This is a genomic window from Streptomyces sp. NPDC056224 (assembly GCF_042267665.1).
Lineage (GTDB): Bacteria > Actinomycetota > Actinomycetes > Streptomycetales > Streptomycetaceae > Streptomyces.
Genome location: NZ_JBHJTK010000001.1, coordinates 155,883 through 169,078 on the forward strand (window position 1 = coordinate 155,883; position 13,196 = coordinate 169,078).

11 protein-coding genes are annotated in these 13,196 nt (G+C 74.6%); 4 read left to right on the forward strand and 7 right to left on the reverse strand.

The window, feature by feature from the left end; translation table 11 throughout:
* Window positions 1–120 precede the first annotated feature (120 nt).
* The gene (locus ACFCZ1_RS00730) at window positions 121–1,368 is read right to left on the reverse strand and encodes a streptophobe family protein (RefSeq protein WP_376676133.1); all 1,248 of its coding nucleotides are present in this window, start codon (window positions 1,366–1,368) and stop codon (window positions 121–123) included.
* A gap of 141 nt (window positions 1,369–1,509) precedes the next feature.
* On the opposite strand from ACFCZ1_RS00730, the gene ACFCZ1_RS00735 reads away from it, so the two are divergent.
* Both ACFCZ1_RS00735 and ACFCZ1_RS00740 read left to right on the forward strand, forming a co-directional pair.
* Window positions 1,510–2,871, forward strand: a complete 1,362-nt coding sequence (locus tag ACFCZ1_RS00735) for a DUF6777 domain-containing protein (RefSeq protein ID WP_376676134.1) — start codon at window positions 1,510–1,512, stop codon at window positions 2,869–2,871.
* Between the two features lie 175 nt (window positions 2,872–3,046).
* Complete coding sequence (locus tag ACFCZ1_RS00740; RefSeq protein WP_376676135.1) at window positions 3,047–5,122, forward strand: SpoIIE family protein phosphatase; 2,076 nt, start codon at window positions 3,047–3,049, stop codon at window positions 5,120–5,122.
* 31 nt (window positions 5,123–5,153) lie between these two features.
* Here ACFCZ1_RS00740 and ACFCZ1_RS00745 read toward each other — a convergent pair whose 3' ends face one another.
* A complete protein-coding gene (locus ACFCZ1_RS00745) occupies window positions 5,154–5,987 on the reverse strand; it encodes a DUF4328 domain-containing protein (RefSeq protein ID WP_376676136.1) in 834 nt (277 codons plus the stop codon).
* A 285-nt stretch (window positions 5,988–6,272) separates the two neighbouring features.
* Window positions 6,273–6,977, reverse strand: coding sequence for an alpha/beta fold hydrolase (locus ACFCZ1_RS00750; RefSeq protein ID WP_376676137.1), 705 nt, complete (start codon window positions 6,975–6,977; stop codon window positions 6,273–6,275).
* 101 nt (window positions 6,978–7,078) lie between these two features.
* On the opposite strand from ACFCZ1_RS00750, the gene ACFCZ1_RS00755 reads away from it, so the two are divergent.
* Entirely contained in the window at window positions 7,079–8,428 is a 1,350-nt protein-coding gene (locus ACFCZ1_RS00755) for an acyltransferase family protein (protein WP_376676138.1), read from the forward strand.
* Between the two features lie 37 nt (window positions 8,429–8,465).
* Here ACFCZ1_RS00755 and ACFCZ1_RS00760 read toward each other — a convergent pair whose 3' ends face one another.
* Both ACFCZ1_RS00760 and modA read right to left on the reverse strand, forming a co-directional pair.
* Complete coding sequence (locus tag ACFCZ1_RS00760) at window positions 8,466–10,406, reverse strand: ABC transporter permease (protein ID WP_376676139.1); 1,941 nt, start codon at window positions 10,404–10,406, stop codon at window positions 8,466–8,468.
* Between the two features lie 239 nt (window positions 10,407–10,645).
* Window positions 10,646–11,473, reverse strand: a complete 828-nt coding sequence (gene modA, locus ACFCZ1_RS00765; protein ID WP_376676140.1) for a molybdate ABC transporter substrate-binding protein — start codon at window positions 11,471–11,473, stop codon at window positions 10,646–10,648.
* Between the two features lie 219 nt (window positions 11,474–11,692).
* On the opposite strand from modA, the gene ACFCZ1_RS00770 reads away from it, so the two are divergent.
* Complete coding sequence (locus ACFCZ1_RS00770) at window positions 11,693–12,100, forward strand: RNA-binding S4 domain-containing protein (protein WP_376676141.1); 408 nt, start codon at window positions 11,693–11,695, stop codon at window positions 12,098–12,100.
* A gap of 48 nt (window positions 12,101–12,148) precedes the next feature.
* On the opposite strand, the gene ACFCZ1_RS00775 is transcribed toward ACFCZ1_RS00770, so the two are convergent.
* Both ACFCZ1_RS00775 and dhaL read right to left on the reverse strand, forming a co-directional pair.
* The gene (locus ACFCZ1_RS00775) at window positions 12,149–12,571 is read right to left on the reverse strand and encodes a PTS-dependent dihydroxyacetone kinase phosphotransferase subunit DhaM (protein WP_376676142.1); all 423 of its coding nucleotides are present in this window, start codon (window positions 12,569–12,571) and stop codon (window positions 12,149–12,151) included.
* The gene (gene dhaL / locus ACFCZ1_RS00780) at window positions 12,568–13,182 is read right to left on the reverse strand and encodes a dihydroxyacetone kinase subunit DhaL (RefSeq protein ID WP_376676143.1); all 615 of its coding nucleotides are present in this window, start codon (window positions 13,180–13,182) and stop codon (window positions 12,568–12,570) included. Before dhaL ends, ACFCZ1_RS00775 begins: the two co-directional genes overlap by 4 nt.
* Between the last annotated feature and the right edge of the window lie 14 nt (window positions 13,183–13,196).

The window sequence follows — 13,196 nt, forward strand, 5'->3', positions numbered from 1 at the left end:
GCGTGGCCGGCGCGCCCGAATACGCCCGGTCGGGGGCGCCCGTCCGCCTTGCGGCGCACCGCATCTGACGCCGTGCGCCGACCCGCCGATACGCAGACCTCCGGGGGTACGGGTCGCACTTCAGACGTGCGGGGGCGCTGCGGTTTCGACGCGGCCGCGCCGGTGGAGGGGGCGGGCCAGGAGGGCGCCCACGAAGCCCGCCACCGCGCCCCACAGGAGGGCGAGGCCGACCGTGCGCCACAGGACGGGATCGAGTGCGACCTCCCCGCCGAGGCTGTCCACGTCGCCGATGCCCAGCAGGGTGAGGCCGAACTGGGCGTGGACCCGGGCCAGCAGGCAGACCGCCAGGGTGGCGAGGGCCAGGGCCGTGCCGAGGTGCAGCGCGTGCTGCCAGGGGCGGACGTGGGCGGGGGAGCGTACGGCGGCCAGGACACCCGTGGCGAGCAGCAGGACGGCGGCCACCGGCACCAGCCACCACCACCGGGAGTCCCGTTCCGTGAGCGAGGCCAGGTCGAGCGTGGACAGGTCGGGGCCGCGCAACACCTGGTCCAGCGGGTGCGGCATCGGCAGTCCGAAGGGGCCGTCGACCTTGCCCTCCCAGGCACCGCCGAAGCCCACGGTGAGGGCGAGCCAGGCGAGGTTCGGCAGGCCCAGCAGCACGACGGCCATGGTCCGGGCCGCATGGCCCTGGGTCGCGGCCACGATCACGCCGACCCCGACGCCGAGGGCGACGTACACGAGCAGCAGCGCGACCGTGGCGGAGGCCGCCGGGCGCACCGCCGTGTGGAAGCGGACCAGCCCGGGCGGCAGGGGTGCGCGGCGGGAGACGAGCAGGGTGACCAGCAAGAGGCCCAGGATCCAGAGCAGTCCGAAGAGCAGGGTGGCGGGAAGATCCGCCTGGAAGCCCACCGTCGGGGTCGAGTCCAGGAGTTCGCCGATCTCCCCGAGGGGGGAGTCGTCGGTGGAAATGCCGAAGGTCTGGCGGGCGAGGAGCGCGGCTCCCACGAGCGCCAGCATCCAGAGCAGCACCAACGGACCCGCCCGGGCCAGCAGTTCGCGTGGCCTGGCCACTGCCCGGTGGTGCAGCGGCCGCAGGAAGCAGTACGCGGCGGTGAGGGCTCCGGCCAGGCTCACCGACAGCGGGAGTACGGACAGGCTGGCGTCGGCGCCGACCAGGAAACCGGCGCCGCCGGCCATTTCGACCGAGCCGCCGGCCGCCAGCACGACGACGGCGGCGACCACCCGCGGGAACGCGCCGTCCGGCAGGTCACCGGCGCCGGCACAGGCCAGTCCGGCCGCGGCTACGGCGGTCATCACGAGGAACCCCGCCAGTACGGCGATCACGGCGTCACGCCAGGAACGGATCACAGGGCCACCGTAGGCAGCCCCGGAACGCGCCACCACCTGAACGGCGCACCCGATAGTGCGCTGGAGTGAAGGATGTCCGGAGACTGCTGGAGATGAACCCGTATGCACTGGTTCATTCGCGGAGCATCCAGGAGGGCATCGGTGACCACGCAGCCTTCGGGCACACCACCGTCGGAACGCCCCACCGGCCCGCCTTCCGGGCCTCTCTCGGGTGACCGCCAGGGCGCCCCGCCGCCCCCGCCTCCCGGGGGCACGGGCGGAGGAGGGCCGCGGTCGGGGTCCGGGGCCGGGTCAGGATCCGGTTCTGGCTCCGGGTCCGGGCCGGGGTCCGGGCCGCACGGCCAGCCCGCCGGGAAGCCCTGGTGGCGGTCCGGGCCCCGGCTGGCGGCCGCGCTGGTGGCCGTGGCCGCGGCGGTGGCGCTGGCCGTGGTGCTGACCCGGCCCAGCGGCACCCCCGGCAAGGGCGGGGAGCTCTTCCTGCAGCCGGCCGCGTCCGCCGGACAGGACCCCTTCACCGAGTCCACGGTGACGACCCAGGGCGTCAAGGAGCCCCGGCCGACACCCACCGGCTCCGAGCCCGCGACGGGCACCATCACCACCCGCTCCGTCAGCGGCGCCCAGCCGGGCCTGTACGGCGGGACCCAGGACCTGGCCAGCTGCGACGTCGAGAAGCAGATCAGGGCGCTGGCGGCGGAGCCCGCGAGGAACAGCGCCTTCGCCTCGGCCCTGGGCATCCAGCCCGCGGACGTCCCGCGCTATCTGCGCTCTCTCACCCCCGTCCAGCTGCGGCTGGACACCCGGGTCACCAACCACGGCTACAAGGACGGCAGGGCGACCCCCTACCAGGCCGTGCTCGAGGCGGGGACCGCCGTTCTGGTGGACGACAGAGGGGTGCCCCGCGTGCGGTGTGCCTGCGGGAACCCGCTGGGGCCGCCGGTGCCCCTCAAGCCCTACTCGCAGCGGTACGGGCAGCCGTGGGCCGCGTACCGTCCGCAGAACGTCGTCGTGATCGCGCCTTCCGAGACGATCGTCAACAAGATCGTGATCTACGACCACGAGGACCACCGCTGGTACGAGCGCGACCGCGGCCCGAAACCGGGCCGCGACAGGCCCGTCCCGCCACCGGTGCTCCCGACCCCGCCGATGACCACGTCTGCGCCCGCCACCTCGCCCGGCGCGTCCGGGACCCCGACCGAGCACACGGGTAGGCCGACCGAGCCCACGGGCACGCGGACGGGGACCACGCCGACCGAGCACACGGACAGGCCCACCGCGACCGCGGGCACACCCGCCGAGGACACGGCCACGCCCGCCGAGGACACGACCACGCCCACGTCCACGCCCACCGAAGAGACGCAGACGCCCGCGCTGCTGCCGCCCCCGCCGCCCCCGCCGGACCTCACCGACCGGACCACCACGCCTGCCACGACCCGGTCCACGACCTCCGGCCCGCCCACCGCACCGACCCCTACCGGCACGGAGCCGACCGCACCGTCCCCGTAGACACGCACCTCACCAGGGCTGACCGCGGCGGCGGTTGCCGACCGGGCAGCCCACCGCCGATCCCCGGGGCCCGACCGTCCGCACCCCGCAGCCGAGTCCGGAGCGGGAACGGTGGCCGGGTTGCGGGGCCTCCCGATATGAGGAGAAAAACGAGGGAGGGTGAGACCCTGGCTGCATGGCCCAGAGGGGACAGAACCCCGAGGTCGACTGGCCCGCGACGCCGGATACGAGCCTTGCGCTCAACCGAATGGGCACGTTCGACTGGGACCTCGACAGCGGGCGGATGTACCTGGATCCGACCGCCCTCGAGGTGCTCGACCTGCGCCCGGACGAGTTCGACGGGTCCAGCGCCGGTCTGCGCCCCCGCGTCCCGCCGTCCGACGCGGCCCGGCTCGACGCCCGGGTCGCGCAGGCGCTCAAGGACGGCCGCAGCCACTACGGGGCCTATGTCCGCAGTCGCCGCCGCAACGGGACCCGGACCTGGATCCACATCCAGGGGCACATCATGCGGGAGCCGCAGGGACGCCCGTACCGCGTGATCGGGATCCTCCGTGACGCCGCGCACGACCCCGGCGAGCCCGGCTCCGGCGGCGACGAGGCGGAGGGGCGGCGCCGGATGACCGGTGTCGTCGAGCGGACCACGGCCATCCTCGCCCACGCCCGCACCGTCAACGACGTCACCGACATCCTCAAGGACCCCCAGGCCCTCGGACACCTCGGCGCGGTCAGCGTCATGCTCGGCGTCGTGGACGGCGGGCGCATCCACCTGGTCGCGGAGGGGCAGCTGGGCTCGTACGTGCCCGAGATCGAATACACGCGGATCGACGCGGGGTTCCCCATGAGCGAGGCCGTCCGCAGCATGCAGCCGGTCTTCCTCGCCTCACGGGAGGAGTTCCAGACGCGCTACCCCCTGTTGTGGCCGTACATCGAGCCGCTGGCCGTCCGCAGCGGGGTCTACCTGCCGCTGATCGCCCAGGGGCGGGCCATCGGCGCGCTCGGGCTGCTCTACGCGCGCGACGGCCGCTTCACCGCCGAGGAGCGCAACCTCCTGATGGCGCTCGGGAGCGGCATCGCCCAGAGCCTCCAGCGCGCGATGCTCTTCGAGCAGGAGCACGACCTCGCGGAAGGGCTCCAGCGGGCCATGCTGCCCCGCCGGATCCCCCCGGTGCCGGGTGCGCTGATCGCCGTACGGTACCGGTCCGCCCGGATGGGGCGGGACATCGGCGGCGACTGGTACGACGTGATCCCGCTCGGTGAGGGCCGGGTCGGGGTGATGATCGGCGACGTGGAGGGGCACGACACGGACGCGGCCGCCGTCATGGGCCAGCTGCGCATCGTGCTGCGCGCGTACATCGCGGAGGGGCACACCCCCGGCACCGCGATGGCGCGGGCCTCGGCGTTCCTGCGCGAGCTGGAGACGGAGCGGTTCGCCACGTGCACGTACGCCGAGGTGGACCTCGCCAGCGGAATGCTCAGGATGGTGCGCGCCGGCCACCTCGACCCGGTCGTGCGGCGCGGGGACGGCAGCTGCCACCGGGTCCAGGTGGCCGGCGGCCTGCCGCTCGGGCTGCCGGCCCGCGAGCAGTCCGGGACCGGCTCGGGCTACCCGGTCACCAGCCTCGAACTGCACCCGGGCGACACGCTGCTGCTGTGTACGGACGGCCTGATCGAACGGCCGGGCGCCGACCCCGACAGCGGAATGCGGGAGCTCATGGCCGCGGTCCGCGGCGGGCCGGTCGACGTGGAGGAGCTCGCCGACGTGCTGTGCGACCTGGTCGGCGACGCGGGCGGCGGGGACGACATGGCCCTGCTCGTCCTGCGCCGCCGCGGCACGCCCGCCGGGCGCGGCGGCGGTCCGCTGCGCCAGCGGCTGGAACCGGGCGACACGGAGGGCCCGGCGATGGCCCGCCACCTGATCCGGGCGGCGGTGGCCGCCTGGGGGGCGTGGGAGCGGGCCGACGAGATCGAACTGGCGGCGGACGAGCTGATGACCAACGCCCTGGTGCACACGGAGGGCGGCGGCCACGTCGGCATGCGGCTGACGGCGGACGGCCGGATCCGGATCGAGGTCGAGGACTCCAGCAGTGCCCTGCCGCGTCCGCGCGAGGCGGGGGACTGGGCGGTCTCCGGGCGCGGGCTGCTGCTGGTGGACCGGCTCGCGGACGCCTGGGGCGTGGAGCCCCGGGGCGGCGGCAAATGCGTGTGGTGCGAGTTCGCCGTCGCCGCCCCGGAGCACGGGACCGCCGGGTGAGCCGCGGCGTCGGACGCGTGTCGGACGCGCGTCAGACCGCGGCGTACGGACCCTGCGCGGCCTTGGTGTTCTGCAGGGCCGTGAGCTTGCGGACGAAGAGGACGGCGAGCACGGCGGCGGCGACGATGAGGAGGTCGGAGGCGACGCCGACGACGGAGGCGTCGCGCAGGGCCTCGGGCGTCTCGGCCCGCTTGTACATCTGGGCGAAGACGCGGTCGGTGCACGCCGCGGTCACCCAGACCAGCCACCATGCCGTGACAGGAGCGGTGGAGACGTGGCGGTGGGAGCCGTCGGGCCCGAGCTGGGTGCTGGCCGCCCAGGTCTGCCGCGCGACGCGGAAGGGGAGGAACAGATTGCCGACGGGGATGAACCAGGCGCCGATGGCCCACCCGCGCCCCAGGGTGAAGGCGTCGGGGCGGAAGATCTCGCCGTTGATCCGCACGCGGTGGAACCAGATGATGAAGACGGTCGCCGTGCCGAGCATCGTCAGGAGCTGGAAGCCCCCGGCGAGGCCGGTGAGGGCGTCCGACAGGTCGAGCGTGTCCTGCGGGACCTGGCCGGGGTCCGCGATGACGTCCTTCATCAGCGACCAGGCGAACAGGTTGGCGCCGGCCGAGAACAGGTTGACCGCGGCCGCGAGGGACAGCACCACGGTCAAGGCGGTCGCGAGGCCCTGCGGAGAGCGCAGGACGTCAACGGGCGGCGGACCGGGGTAGACGGGCTGGCCGGGATACGGCTGCCCCGGGTAGGGCTGGGCGGAGTACGGCTGCCCCGGGTAGGGCTGGGCCGGGTGCGGGGCGGCAGCGCCGTACGGCGGCTGGCCGGGCGGCGGCGGTGGCGGTGAGCCGGGCGCGCTGAAGGACATGACGGAGTACCCCCCACGGGAACGTGTGAACATGCGGATGGCCCGCTGACCGGCGCGGACACGGCTGAACATATGCCAGCTCAGCGACCGGAGTCCAAAGCGGTACGCCGGGGCACCCGGAAGCGGCCCGCGCCCGCCCGCCGGTGAGGCCCTGTCGTGGGGGGGGGGGCCCGCCCCGGCCCCCCACGGCCGACGCCGGGCCGGCCCCCGCGCCCCGCCCCCGCCGCCGGGGGGGCCCCTTCGGCCCCTGGGCCGCCCGGCCCGGCGCCACTTCGACGACGGACGTCAGGCCCCGGCCTCCGCCTCGGCCAGGAGGATCCGCGCCAGGTCGGCCGGGCGGGAGAACATCGGCCAGTGGCCGGTGTCCATCGTGACCAGCCGCCAGTCCCCACCCGTCAGCAGCCGGGCCACCGCGGGGCTCGGCTCGGGACCGTCGAGCAGGCACTTGACGTAGGTGGCCGGGAGCTCGCCGAGCGGGCGGGCCAGCACGGCGGGCTCGGTCAGCGTGGCCCCGGGGTGCGGGGTCGAACCGGAGACGATCCGCGCCACCTGCTCCGCGCCGAGGTCCTGGCCCGCGTAGTCGGACGCGGGCTGCGGCTCCCAGAAGCCCCCGCTCCGCGCGATCGAGCCCTCCACCATCGCCCGCCCGTCCGGCCAGCCGTCGAGGAAGGACTCCCCGTCGGCCGCGACGGCGGAGTCGACGAAGACCACCCGGGCCAGCCGGTCACCGATCCGCTGGGCGGCCTGGCCGACCGGTATGCCCGCGTAGCTGTGCCCGACCAGGACGACATCGCGCAGACCGAGGCGCTCGACCTCGTCCACGATGTCCCGGACGTGGGTCTGCTGCCCGGCCGGCACGCCCTGTCTCTCGGCCAGGCCGGACAGCGTCACGGCATGGGCGCCGTGCCCGGCCGAGCGCAGCTCCGGCGCCACGTCGTCCCAGGCCCACGATCCGAGCCAAACGCCTGCCACCAGTACGAAGTTCGTCATGGAGGCACCGTATCCGAGGGGTCTGACACGGAAGCGGGCCGAGGGCGGCCCCACGGGCCGGGGCGGGTGACCCGGCCGGGACGTGGGCTATGGTCCCTGCCGTGAAGCTCATACCCCCACTCACCCAGCGGACGTCCGCCCCACCGGCCGCCGCGCACGGAGCCCGACTGGGCTGGCTGGACGCGCTCCGCGGCATCGCCGCTCTGATCGTGGCACTGCACCACTTCGACGTGCTCAGGATGCTGCCCTTCGGGGGCATCGTCTGGCGGAACTTCGACATGGGCCTGTTCGGCGTCATGCTCTTCTTCATCGTCAGCGGCTACATCATCCCGGCCTCGCTGGAGCGCCGGGGCGACGTCCGGGGCTTCTGGATCGGCAGGATCTTCCGGATCTACCCGGCCCTGATCGCCGCCTTCGTCCTCTCGATCATGATGCTGCCGGACGGGGACGGCTCGGTCGCGCTGCTGCGCACCGGCGACGACCTGGCCTCGCTGATCGCGAACGGCCTGATGCTCCAGGACCTGCTCGGTGTCATCAACGGCATGAACGTCACCTGGACGCTCTGCTACGAGATGGTCTTCTACTTCTTCGTCACCGCCCTGTTCACCCGCGGCCTGCACCGGCACAGCGGGCCGATCGCGGTGGCCCTCGCCGGCCTCGCCCTGGCGGTCGGGACGGCCGTCGGCACCCAACTCGTGAGCGCGGAGCTCGGCTCGACCCGGCAGCTCCTGCTGATCGTGACGCCGGTCGTGCTCGTGGGCCTCGCCGGCGTGCTCAGCGGCAACCGCATGCTGACCGGGACGGGCGCCCTGCTGCTCGCCGGGGCCGGCCTGGTGCTGGTCACGCTCAACAGCCGGGCCCCCGCCTTCGAAACCTGGATGATCTTCGCGACGATGTTCGCCGGCACCGTGGTGTACCGGGCGCAGCACGGTCAGCTCGCCCGCGTCCCGGCCCTGCTCTCGTGCGGTTTCGTCGTCGTCGCGGGCGTGCTGGTCGGCTGGCTGTACAACCGGGGCGAGGCCCTGGAGCGGACCTGGTCGTCGGGCTGGAAGGCCTGGTCGATCGCCTACCTCGCCGCCTGGGTGCTCTTCGGCATCGGTTTCCTCCTCCGGGGACGGCGCTTCCCGAAGGCGCTGACCTGGCTCGGCGCGATCAGCTTCTCCGTCTATCTGCTGCACATCCCACTGCTGCGCACCGTCGAACCGCTGGTGGGCGTTCCGCCGCAGCCGTCGTCGGCGCTCGGCCGGATCGCCTGGACGGCGATCTTCCTCGGTGTCGTGCTGGCCGTCAGCCACCTCATGTACCGCCTGGTCGAGATGCCGATGCAGCGCCTCGGCCGGCGCGTGCAGCGGGCGGCGGACCGCCGCTGGCCGCGCACCGCCCCGGCGGCCCCGCCGCAGCTCGCGGAGCCTGCGGGGTCCGGCCGCGAGCCGGTACCTGCCACGGGCTGACCGGGGCGACGTCCCGGCGGGGTCCCGGCGACGTCCTTCAGAGGCGGACCAGCGTGACCTCGGTGGCCTTCACGCTGGTCCACACCTTGACGCCGTCGACGATGCCCAGTTCGGCGGCCGCGTCGGGGGTGATCTCCGCGACCAGGTCAGGTGCCTCGGCCGAGGCGACCAGCACGCGCAGCCGGCTGCCGACCGCGGTGATCTCCCGTACGGTTCCCGGCCAGACGTTGCGGGGACTGCCGCCGGGGCGGTCCCGGTGCACGGACACCGCCTCCGGGGCGATGATCGCGAGTGCCTGCGCGCCCTCGGGCAGTGCCTCGGCGACGATCAGCCGGCCCCCCGCCGTGAGCGCGAGCCCGTCGGCCGACGCCGTGCCCGGCCAGGCGTTGCGCCCCAGCATCCGCGCCACCCACGGGGAGCGCGGATGCCGGCTCACCTCGGCGGGGGGCGCGTCCTGGAGGGTCTGTCCGTCGGCCAGTACGAGGACCCGGTCGGCCAGCGAGACCGCCTCGACGGGATCGTGCGTGACGATGAGGCAGACCCCGCCGAAGCCGGCCAGGTGCGTGCGCAGGGTGTGCCGGACACGGGCCCGCGTCGTCTGGTCGAGGGCGGCGAGCGGTTCGTCCAGGAGCAGCAGCCGGGGACGGGCGGCCAGGGCGCGGGCGAGGGCCACGCGCTGGGCCTGTCCGCCGGAGAGCTGGGCGGGCCTGCGCTGGGCGAGGTGCCCGACGCCGAGCCGGTCCAGCCAGGCCTGCGCCTCCCGGCGGGCTTCGGCCCGCGGCACCCGGCGCGCCCGCAGCCCGTACGCCGTGTTGGCCAGGGCGCTCAGGTGCGGGAACAGCGCGCCGTCCTGCGGCACCCAGGCGACCTGCCGCTTGTGCGGCGGCAGCGCCGTGACGTCGGTGTCGCCCAGTCTGAGGTCGGCGTGGGCCAGCGGGGTCAGGCCGAGGAGGGCGCGCAGCAGGGTGGTCTTCCCGGCGCCGTTCTCGCCGACGACGGCGATGGTGGTGCCGGGTCCGGCGTCGAGGGTGAGCCGGTTGAAGCCGGTGACGGTGGCGTGCAGGGGCCACCGGCCGGCCCGGTCCGGCGCGGTCGTCGCCGGTTCACCGGCCGGCGCGGGTACGGGGCGACCGTCGGTCGCAGGCTGCGCCTCGACCGGCTTGGGCGCGGTGGGGGCGGGGGCGGGCGTGCCCGTCCAGCGCCCGCGCAGGGCGATCAGCACGGCCATGGCGATCGCGAGGAGCAGGAGCGAGACGGAGGTGGCGGCCTCGGGCTGGTCCTGGAGCAGCAGGTACACCTGGAGCGGAAGGGTCTGGGTGGTGCCGGGCAGGTTTCCGGCGAAGGTGATGGTCGCGCCGAACTCGCCGAGCGCGCGGGCCCACGTGAGCGCCGCTCCGGCGATCAGGCCGGGGGCCACCATGGGCAGGGTCACGGTGAAGAACACGCGCAGCGGCGGGGCACCGAGGGAGCCGGCGGTCTCCTCGTAGCTCTCCTTGAGCCCGCCGAGGGCGCCTTCCAGGCTGATGACGAGGAACGGCATGGCCACGAAGGTGGCCGCGACGACGGCGCCCGACGTGTGGAACGGCAGCGTCACCCCGAAGGTGTCCTCCAGCCACGGCCCGAGCAGACCGCGTCGGCCGAAGCCGAGCAGCAGGGCCACACCGCCAACGGTCGGCGGCAGCACCATCGGGAGCAGGACGAGGGAGCGCACGAAGGCCTTCCCCCTGAACTCCACGCGGGCCAGCAGCCAGGCGAGCGGCACGCCGAGCAGGAGCGAGAGGCCGAGCGCCCAGAAGGACACCACGAGGGAGAGGTTCAGGGCCTGGACCACGCCGGGGCTCGTGAGGTGGGTACCCAGATCGCTCCACCGGGTGCGGGTGAGGATGCCGATCAGCGGCAGCAGCAGGAACGCGACGGCGAGCAGCGCGGGGAGTGCCAGGGCCAACGGGGGCCGGGTGCGGGTACGGAGTCTGCTCATCGGGAGTTCCTGGCTCGGCGGGCGGCTGCGGTGGGAAGCGTACGTGGGCCGTCCGGTCACCCGGCCGTACGGACACCGGGAGGTCGGGCACCGGGACGTCGGGCGCCGGTTGGCCGGGCGCCGGTAGGCCGGGCGCGGCCTCCGCGCGCGGAGAGGATCTGGCCGTCCCCCCGGCCGGGCAGCCCCTCCCCGAACGCGGCGGGCGGGCCGGGTTCTTTGCCGGCCCCTGCCCCGCTGCGCTACGCCTGCTGGAAGCCGGCGTCCTGGAGGATCTTCTGGGCTTCCGGCGTGCTCAGCCAGGCCACGAACGCGGCCGCGGCCTCGGGGTTCTTGGACTGCTTCAGGGCGGCGGCCGGGTAGGAGGCCACCGCGTTCTGCTCGTCCGGGATCTCCACGGCGACGACCTTGTCGCCGGACTTGGCGGAGTCGGTCCTGTAGACGAGGCCCGCGTCGGCCTCGCCCAGCTCGACCTTGCTCAGCACGGCGCGGACGTTGGGTTCCTGGGAGACGGGCTTCACCGTGACGCCCTGCTCGTCCAGGATCTCCTTGCTGTAGCGGCCGACCGGCACCTCGGGCGCGGCCAGCACGACCTTGATCTTGGTGTCGGCGAGGTCCTTGAGGCCGGCGATCTTGAACGGGTTGCCCTTCCCGGTCGCGATGACCAGGCGGTTCTTGGCGATCACCTTGGCTTCGCCGGTCTGCGTCTCCGCCTTGACCCCGTCCATGGTCCTGGTGTCGGCCGTCACCAGGGCGTCGGCCGGGGCACCCTGCTTGACCTGCGCCGCGAGCTCCTGCGAACCGGCGAAGGAGAACGTGACCTTCGTACCGGGGCGGGCCTTCTCGTACGCGGCGCCCGCGGCCTTGAAGGCGTCCGTGAGGGACGAGGCGGCGAGGACGGTGAGGTTCGCGGCCCGGGGCGCGGCGGAGCCCGATGCGGGGGCTCCGGCCGCGGCGTCGGCCTTCGTGCCGCCGCTCTGCTCGCCGCAGGCGGCCAGCGGGACGAGCAGGGCGGCGGTCAGCGCGGCGGCAGCGGTACGGCGCCGGTTCGGGTGGAGGGTCGGGGGCATGGGCTGGTGCTCCTCGGTCGGGTCGGCGCCCGGCGCGGTGCCGGGGCGGCCCCGGTGCGGAGGGCGCGGTGAACCGCATGTTCGGGACTGCATGTGCGACAAGGTAGGGCCATCACTCACGCATGTGCAATCCGTTTGGGGTCATCTCCATAGCAGATGCGGTTCATGTTGTGGCATCCGCCGAAGGTCGCTCCGGGGTCACGGCACTAGAGTCTGGACATGGCTGATGAGGCATCGGGAACATCGGGAACGGGAGCGGAAGCGGGATCCGTGCGCGTGGACGCGTGGATCTGGTCCGTACGCCTGACGAAGACCCGCTCGACCGCGGCGACCGCCTGCCGGGCGGGACACGTCAGGGTCAACGGGGAGCGCGCCAAGCCGGCGCAGCCGGTACGCGCGGGTGACGAGGTGCGCCTCTTCCACGCGGGGCGCGAGCGGATCGTCGTGGTCCGCCGGCCCGTGTCCAAGAGGGTGGGCGCTCCGGTCGCCGCCGAGTGCCTGATCGACAAGAGCCCGCCGCCGCCGACCCCGGTCGAGGCCGCGGTGGTGGGCATCCGCGACCGTGGTGCCGGCCGCCCCACGAAGCGCGAGCGCCGGGAGATCGAGACCCTGCGCGGCCGTCAGTAGCCCCCGGCGGCGCCGGGAGTCCGGGGCGCAGGGCCCCGGACCCGAGGGTCAGGCCTTGCGGTACGCGTATGCGTCGGCGGCGGCGGATTCGACCGCCGGCAGGGGGACTCCCGCGGAGGCGGCGACCACCGCCGCCACCGCTCCCTCCAGGAACGGGGCGTCCACCAGCCGGGACCCCGGTGGCAGTTCGTCATCCGCCAGCAGGGCCTTGACCGTCAGTACGGAGCTGCCGAGGTCCGCCAGGAGGGCGACTCCGGCGCCCCGGTCCACCTCCCGCGCGGCCGTGAGGATCCGCTCCGCGCTCGTGCCGAGGCCGCCGTCGGCCGTTCCGCCCGCCGCCGCCACCGGGGCCACGGGGGCATCCGGGCCGCCCACCGCGAGGCCCCGGGCCAGCTCGGCCACCGCCTCGGCGACCAGCGCGCTGTGCGAAACCAGCACGATGCCGACCAGGCCGGACTCCGCGCCCGTCACCGCGGGCCGTCCGCGGCGTCCGCCACGTCCGCCAGCGCACACAGCAGCAGCGCCGAGGAGGTCGCGCCCGGATCCTGGTGCCCGATGCTCCGCTCGCCCAGGTAGCTGGCCCGGCCTTTGCGGGCCAGCAGCGGCACCGTCGCCAGCGCCCCGTGGTCCGCCGCGTCCCCGGCCGCCCGGTACGAGGTGCTCAGCGCGGCGACCCCCGGCACCAGGGCGTCCAGCATCGTCTTGTCGCCGGGCGCCGCCCCGCCGAGTTGGGCCACTGCGCCCACCCCCGTGTACAAGGCCTTGCGCAGCTCGTCGTCGGAGACCTCGGCGGCCTCCCCGAGCTCCTTGCCGGTGCGCCGCAACAGCGTCCCGTACAGCGGTCCCGAGGCGCCGCCGACGGTCGAGATCAAGGTCCGCCCGGCGAGCTGCAGGACCGCCCCCGGCGTAGCCGGAGCCTCCGCGTCCAGGGCGGCCCTCACTGCGGTGAAGCCCCGCAGCATGTTGCTCCCGTGGTCGGCGTCCCCGATGGGGGAGTCGAGCTCGGTCAGCCGGTCCGCCTCCTGCTCGACCGCCGCGGCGGCGGCCGCCATCCAGCGCCGGAAGAAGTCTGCGTCACGCACCGGATCTCCTCGCC

Excerpts from the sequence above, each read along its gene's own strand:
- ACFCZ1_RS00740 (WP_376676135.1), top strand. The coding sequence starts at position 3,047 with ATGGCCCAGAGGGGACAGAACCCCGAGGTCGACTGGCCCGCGACGCCG.
- ACFCZ1_RS00745 (WP_376676136.1), bottom strand. The coding sequence starts at position 5,987 with ATGTCCTTCAGCGCGCCCGGCTCACCGCCACCGCCGCCGCCCGGCCAG.
- ACFCZ1_RS00750 (WP_376676137.1), bottom strand. The coding sequence starts at position 6,977 with ATGACGAACTTCGTACTGGTGGCAGGCGTTTGGCTCGGATCGTGGGCC.
- ACFCZ1_RS00760 (WP_376676139.1), bottom strand. The coding sequence starts at position 10,406 with ATGAGCAGACTCCGTACCCGCACCCGGCCCCCGTTGGCCCTGGCACTC.
- modA (WP_376676140.1), bottom strand. The coding sequence starts at position 11,473 with ATGCCCCCGACCCTCCACCCGAACCGGCGCCGTACCGCTGCCGCCGCG.
- ACFCZ1_RS00770 (WP_376676141.1), top strand. The coding sequence starts at position 11,693 with ATGGCTGATGAGGCATCGGGAACATCGGGAACGGGAGCGGAAGCGGGA.